Genomic DNA, 6,310 nt, shown 5'->3' on the forward strand with positions numbered 1-6,310 from the left:
AGTGTGCACAGCACGATTAGGAGCAATTTTATCAAAAATCACTGAAATTATCAACAAAAGCAAATATTTTACGTTAAATCATCACTCAAAGACAATTAAAGTTAGATTAACACGTCTCCAACAGCCTTATATTTTGTTCAAAAATATGCGTAACTCTCTTACTAACAGTAAAGTTACGCATTTATTGTATTGACTTAAAATAAATTATTTATCGTATTATTTATTAGATATTTTGATGTAATTCTCAATAGCCATCGTCATAGACGGAACACCCGGGGTTGGCGCAGCAATATCCACTATCAGGTCCATATCGGTACAAGCCTTACTCGTGTTAGTTCCAAAAGCAGCTATCCGTGTATTATTTTGTTTAAAATCGGGGAAATTTTTAAACAACGACTGGATACTTGACGGACTAAAAAATGCAATAACATCGTAGAATACTTCAGCTAAATCAGATAGATCGCTCACTACTGTCCTAAACAAAACTGCAGGGGTAAAATTATACCCACTTTTTTCCAAGAACTTCATCGTGTCTTCGGTAGCCATATCAGAGCAAGGATATAAAAACTTCTCGTTTGCATGCTTCTTTAGCACCTCTGCTAAATCTGCTGCAGTTTGTTTACCAAAAAAGATTTTACGCTTCCTATACTGGATATACTTCTGCAGATACAATGCAATAGTCTCAGACAGACAAAAATACTTCAGTTCTGCCGGCACTTCATAACGCATTTCTTCACAAATTCTAAAAAAATGATCTGCTGCATTACGGCTGGTAAAAATTACTGCCGTAAAATCGGCCAGGTTAATCTTATCCTTTCTAAAGTCTCTTGCGGGCACACCTTCAACATGAATAAAGGACCTAAAATCAACTTTTAAGTTGTGTTTTTTGGCCAAATCGTAGTAAGGAGATTTTTCTGTTTCAGGTTTTGGTAAAGTAACCAAAATACTTTTTACTTTGCGGATTCTAGAGTCGTTCTTTTCTTGCATTTTCCTTTTTCCTGCTACAGTCCTATCGTTTTAATTAGTATTAGGATAGGACATATTTCGAGGGCGCAAAAGTACAAAAATAAATGCATTCTAGAAAACTTATTATTAGAAAGTATCGTTATACCTGCCCGCAATAGCTGAAAAGCAAAAATAATGCCTAACAGTAAGAATGCCAACACGATATACACCCCGCCGTATTTAAGTGGCGATAAGGCGAAAGCAACTACTAAAGGAATAAATAGTAGGGATGCATTGAAGTAGCTGAGGTACAAAATTGAGATGTATTCGCCCACCGGTTTCTGTACATTAAACAGATACCCCAAAAAGCGTAAAAGAACCAGTTTGAGGGCATAAAAAACAATTATAGTAATCGATATACTAAAAAAGAACTTAAACCCATCTTTTGCCTGATACATATCATTCCACTGCGCTACCAGAAAAAAGAACATTCCAAAAACGAAACCAAACTGCACAAAAAGCAACAAAAATGGCCACGAACTAAACAGGTTATCTTCCTTGTTAATATTATTCAAAATCCTGTTGCTGAAAAACGATTGAACGATTGCCGATAATTGTTTCGAAAAAGCATTTTTTAGAATGGCAAAGATGATAAGCATGCCAAAAATAAATCCAAGCAAACCAACGTTGCCTTTTGGGATTTTTGTGCCCAATTGATAGGGATTTGCCTTTTTCTTTAAGTGCTGGTATTTCTTTTGCCAGGCCAGTAGATCGAGTTTAGGAAAAAGATATTCCTTTTCGATGGTATCAAGCAGAGCCCCCTTGTTAACTAAACTATCAGGAAGCACCCAGGTATGGTGAACAAGCGAATCGGTCGAAAATTTCTGTCTGGCGAGTGTTGCCGAATCGGGCCGGTATCTTCGATATTGATATTGATTTACAGCTACGCTATCTGTTTGAACAGGAATTTCTTGTGCTGCTACAAGATTAGCAGACCACACAAACGCGAACAAAAAGAAAATAAATTTCGGCATGCTGTAAATCAAAACTTAAGGATGCAAAAGTAGTCGAATAATCATGGTTTACCTAAAGAAAATAAATGGATTAATTAATAACTTTAGCAATAATGCAAAAATAGCACGCATTAAACAATGTCCAATTCAAAAAAGAAAACGCCAATATTCGGAATAACAACTGCGACTTCAGAAAAGCTAGATAAAAGGCGATGGAACAAAACTTTTAGAAGGATCGCAAAAATCCAGATTATTAAACAGAAAGAACTTCCACATAAAATTTCAGCGGTCACAAACGTTTGGGATGGAGATAAAGATGGGAAAAGACACTTAAAAAACTACAGTAGCAAAGAAATGCGAAAGTAGTTTCATTCATTTAACTAGTAACGCAGGTAAAGCTATTACTTTACAAAAGCAATAAAAAGTAAATATATAGCTTTACTTTCTTGTTATTCTAAAATTTATGCGACCGTTCAAACTACCTAACTAAATATTATGACAATAAAGAAAACCTAACTTCGCTATCTTTGCATCAATGTCCGGTATCTATATTCATATCCCTTTCTGTAAAAAGGCCTGTCACTATTGCGATTTTCATTTCAGCACTTCTTTAAAATATGCTGATGAAATGGTTGATGCGATCTGCAAAGAGATCAAAATGAAAAAAGATCGGATTGGCGGACAGGTTGGAAGCATTTATTTTGGCGGCGGAACACCCTCTATTTTATCGCAGGCAGCTTTACAAAAGATTTTCGATGCCATYGACCACACTTTTTCTGTTGATGCAAATGCTGAAATTACCATCGAAACCAATCCAGATGATTTAACCGCCCAGAAATTAAAAGAACTGAAACAATTGCCCGTTAACCGCTTTAGTGTGGGCATACAGTCTTTTTATGATGAAGATCTGACCTGGATGAACCGCGCGCACCGGGCCCAAGAAGCGGAAGATTGTATCAGAAGAAGTCAGGATGCTGGTTTTGAAAACCTAACCCTCGATTTAATTTATGGCTATCCTTTACTCACCGATCAAAAATGGTTAAGTAATATCCAAAAAGCAATTGAGCTGGAGGTTCCGCATATTTCGGGATACGCGCTAACGGTAGAACCTCGGACAGCTTTAGCCCACGCCATCAAAAATAAAAAACAAACTCCCGTAAACGATAACCAAAGCGCCGCTCAGTTTGTAATTTTGATGGATAAACTTGTTGATGCAGGTTTTGAACACTATGAAATTTCGAATTTTGCTAAACCCGATCATTATGCAGTGCATAACACCAATTACTGGAAGGGAATAGATTATATTGGCATTGGCCCATCGGCACACGGTTTTAATGGCCAAAACCGCTATATGAACCCTGCCAATAACGCGTTGTATATGGAAACGTTAGGCCATAACAAGCTTCCTGAAATTGTTGAAGAACTGAGTTTAAACGACAGATTTAACGAGTACATCATGACTTCGTTAAGAACGATGTGGGGAACTGATTTACAAAAAATAAATACCGATTTCGGGAAAGATTTTTTAGCGGAAACAAAACACAACCTAAAAAATTTCGAGGATAAAGACTGGCTGATCATTGATGGGGATAAAATTTGTTTAAGTCAAAACGGAAAATTATTTGCCGATCATATTGCTTCGGAATTGTTTATTGTAGGAGATGAATGAGTGAATTGAGAAGGATTGAATTAGAGCTGACTGATTTAGCCGGTTAAACAACATTCACTCATTCAAAACTCAGTCATTCAATAATTAATTAAAATATATGTCAAAAATTGTATGGATTACAGGTGCATCATCAGGTATTGGAGAGGCCTTGGTATATGAATATTTTAAAGCTGGCAATAAACTGATCATCTCAGGAAGAAATCGTGACGAACTATTCCGTGTAAAAGGAAACTGCCAAAATTCTTTTAATGTACATGTTTTACCATTCGATTTGAGCGAAACAGCTACACTTGAAAACAAAGCTGCCGATGCCATCCGTATTTTTGGAAAAATAGATTTACTGATCAATAGCGGCGGCGTAAGTCAGCGGAGTTTAGCGCTCGAAACCAACCTGCAAACAGAACAACAGATTATGGACACCAATTTCTGGGGAACAGTTGTACTGAGCAAAGCAGTTTTACCTTTGATGATCGCTAACGGTGGTGGACAGATAGTTGTAATTAGTAGCCTTGTTGGAAAATTCGGCACGAAATTCCGCTCTACTTATGCGGCCTCAAAACATGCGCTGCATGGTTATTTCGATTCGCTCCGATCGGAAGTTTACGATAAAAACATCGATATTACCATCATCTGTCCAGGTTTTATCAAAACAAATGTTACCTACAACGCACTTACGGGAGATGGTAACCCACTTAATAAGATGGGCGATGCACATGAAAATGCCATGACACCTGCCGAATGTGCAAAACAAATTGTACAAGCTGTTAAAAATAAAAAGGAAGAGGTTTATATTGGCGGAAAAGAAACCAGAGCAGTATTATTGAAACGCTTTTTCCCTAAGCTTTTTTCTAAAAAGGTAAGAACGGCGAAAGTGAACTAGCACTGCGTTTTGAGGTTGGCGTTAAGCGTGATCCACCAAGTTTAAAAGGATGCGATTTAGGGGCGAGCCCAATTGATCTAAACCTGGTTGAAGCGATATCCTTTTGGCGCTCATTCTGAGCGGAGTCGAAGAACAGCCAAAAGATTTAGCGAAAAACGGGGCTAGCCCACCCGAAGAACCACCACCGCACCTTTACAAATTAAAAAAAATAAAAATTTAAATCATTAACAATCAACACATTAAAAATTATTTTTTATTTCTAAAAACCAAGTATCTGTAAGCTATCGTAAATGGAATCAAATAACAGAAACTTAAAAATTAGAAATAATGAAAAATTTAATCTTAACCGCATTTGCCGTAATTACCATGGCATTCACTACTCAAGTTTACGCTCAAAAAAATCCAATGGTTGGTGGCGCAGCCATGTATTCGACTAAGGATATTGTAGATAATGCTGTAAATTCAAAAGACCACACTACACTGGTTGCAGCAGTAAAAGCCGCAGGTTTGGTTGAAACTTTAAAAAGTGCTGGCCCTTTCACTGTTTTTGCACCAACAAATGCTGCATTTGATAAACTTCCTGCCGGAACTGTTGACAATCTGGTTAAACCAGAAAATAAAGCAACGCTTACTACTATTTTAACTTATCATGTTGTTGCCGGTAAAATGGATAGCAAAGCAATTGCAAAAGCAATTAAAGCTGGTGGCGGCAAAGCTGAACTTACCACAGTACAAGGTGGTAAACTTTGGGCCTGGATGGAAGGTAAAAAATTAGTGCTAAAAGATGAAAAAGGCGGAATGAGCACTGTAACCATTGCAGATGTTTACCAAAAAAATGGCGTGATCCATGTAATCGATACTGTTTTAATGCCGAAATAATATTTAAAAGATATCCTTATTAAAAACTTACATCACCTCCTGTGTGATTTTCATATTAACGTTCTTACTTAACAGTAAGGACGTTTTTTATTTAATTGTCAGCTGTTTATAAAGTTTTAGTTTTTACAAAGGTTACTATTCTTACAACTTTGTTTTACACTTAACTTTACAGCGTAAATTTGACGACTTTATGAAAGCAAACTACCGCGAAAAATACATGCAGTGGAATGAAGAACTTGCAGTTAAAAGAGCGAGCAGAGCGCTAGAAAAGAATTTACCAAAATAGATAATTATAGAATGAGAGAATTACCTCCCACATACAAACATTCTCTCATTCAAACACTCACTCATTAAATACATGCATCCTAACATTATAAAAATCCAGGAAAGAATAGAGCCGCTTAGGCAAGAAATCATTAACCACAAAGTTTATTCGGCCATTAGTGAAATAGAAGATCTCCGGATTTTTATGGAACACCACATTTTCGCCGTTTGGGATTTTATGTCGTTGCTTAAAGCCCTACAAATTAATTTAACCTGTACTACTTTGCCATGGTTCCCCGTAGGCGATCCTGTTACCCGGCAATTGATCAATGAAATTGTGGCCGGTGAAGAATCGGATGTGGATGCCAATGGAGCGATTAAAAGCCACTTCGAGTTATATTTAGATGCTATGGATCAATGCGGTGCCAACACCAAACCCATCAATATCTTTTTACAGGAACTAAAAAGCGGGAAAAGTTTTAATGAGGCTTTCACGAAAGCGAGTGTTCCTGCAGCGGCAAAGGATTTTGTAAATGCGACTTTCGAAACCATAAACAGTGGAAAAACACATTTACAGGCCGCAAGTTTTACCTTTGGCCGCGAGGATTTAATTCCAAACATGTTTTTTAGCATGGTAAATGACCTGAACAGTACCCAGGC

At 37.1% G+C, this 6,310-nt stretch carries 8 protein-coding genes; 6 read left to right on the top strand and 2 right to left on the bottom strand.

What is annotated here, in order from left to right; genetic code table 11:
* Window positions 1–193 (top strand): hypothetical protein (locus AC1DND_RS15670; protein ID WP_477582970.1); only part of this gene is annotated, 193 nt, incomplete at its 5' end.
* 23 nt (window positions 194–216) lie between these two features.
* On the opposite strand, the gene AC1DND_RS15675 is transcribed toward AC1DND_RS15670, so the two are convergent.
* Window positions 217–987 carry a uroporphyrinogen-III synthase gene (locus AC1DND_RS15675; protein WP_029274186.1) on the bottom strand — a complete coding sequence of 257 codons (771 nt, stop codon included), beginning with the start codon at window positions 985–987 and terminating at the stop codon, window positions 217–219.
* Between the two features lie 14 nt (window positions 988–1,001).
* Window positions 1,002–1,979: a DUF4271 domain-containing protein gene (locus tag AC1DND_RS15680; RefSeq protein ID WP_477582971.1), complete on the bottom strand. Its 978-nt coding sequence runs from the start codon at window positions 1,977–1,979 to the stop codon at window positions 1,002–1,004.
* Window positions 1,980–2,096: 117 nt separating this feature from the next.
* Between AC1DND_RS15680 and AC1DND_RS15685 the strand changes: the two genes are divergently transcribed.
* The 5 genes from AC1DND_RS15685 to AC1DND_RS15705 form a co-directional block, all read left to right on the top strand.
* The gene (locus AC1DND_RS15685) at window positions 2,097–2,324 is read left to right on the top strand and encodes a hypothetical protein (RefSeq protein ID WP_477582973.1); all 228 of its coding nucleotides are present in this window, start codon (window positions 2,097–2,099) and stop codon (window positions 2,322–2,324) included.
* Window positions 2,325–2,493: 169 nt separating this feature from the next.
* Window positions 2,494–3,627 (top strand): radical SAM family heme chaperone HemW, encoded by a 1,134-nt coding sequence (gene hemW, locus AC1DND_RS15690; protein WP_477582975.1) that lies wholly within the window; start codon window positions 2,494–2,496, stop codon window positions 3,625–3,627.
* Window positions 3,628–3,724: 97 nt separating this feature from the next.
* The gene (locus AC1DND_RS15695) at window positions 3,725–4,507 is read left to right on the top strand and encodes an SDR family oxidoreductase (protein ID WP_477582976.1); all 783 of its coding nucleotides are present in this window, start codon (window positions 3,725–3,727) and stop codon (window positions 4,505–4,507) included.
* 327 nt (window positions 4,508–4,834) lie between these two features.
* Window positions 4,835–5,386: a fasciclin domain-containing protein gene (locus AC1DND_RS15700; protein WP_057931760.1), complete on the top strand. Its 552-nt coding sequence runs from the start codon at window positions 4,835–4,837 to the stop codon at window positions 5,384–5,386.
* Between the two features lie 358 nt (window positions 5,387–5,744).
* A partial coding sequence (locus tag AC1DND_RS15705) for a DUF3050 domain-containing protein (RefSeq protein WP_477582978.1) occupies window positions 5,745–6,310 on the top strand: 566 nt, incomplete at its 3' end.

The sequence above is a fragment of the Pedobacter sp. 01N416 genome, assembly GCF_056399685.1.

Excerpts from the sequence above, each read along its gene's own strand:
- AC1DND_RS15675 (WP_029274186.1), bottom strand. The coding sequence starts at position 987 with ATGCAAGAAAAGAACGACTCTAGAATCCGCAAAGTAAAAAGTATTTTG.
- AC1DND_RS15680 (WP_477582971.1), bottom strand. The coding sequence starts at position 1,979 with ATGCCGAAATTTATTTTCTTTTTGTTCGCGTTTGTGTGGTCTGCTAAT.
- AC1DND_RS15685 (WP_477582973.1), top strand. The coding sequence starts at position 2,097 with ATGTCCAATTCAAAAAAGAAAACGCCAATATTCGGAATAACAACTGCG.
- AC1DND_RS15695 (WP_477582976.1), top strand. The coding sequence starts at position 3,725 with ATGTCAAAAATTGTATGGATTACAGGTGCATCATCAGGTATTGGAGAG.
- AC1DND_RS15700 (WP_057931760.1), top strand. The coding sequence starts at position 4,835 with ATGAAAAATTTAATCTTAACCGCATTTGCCGTAATTACCATGGCATTC.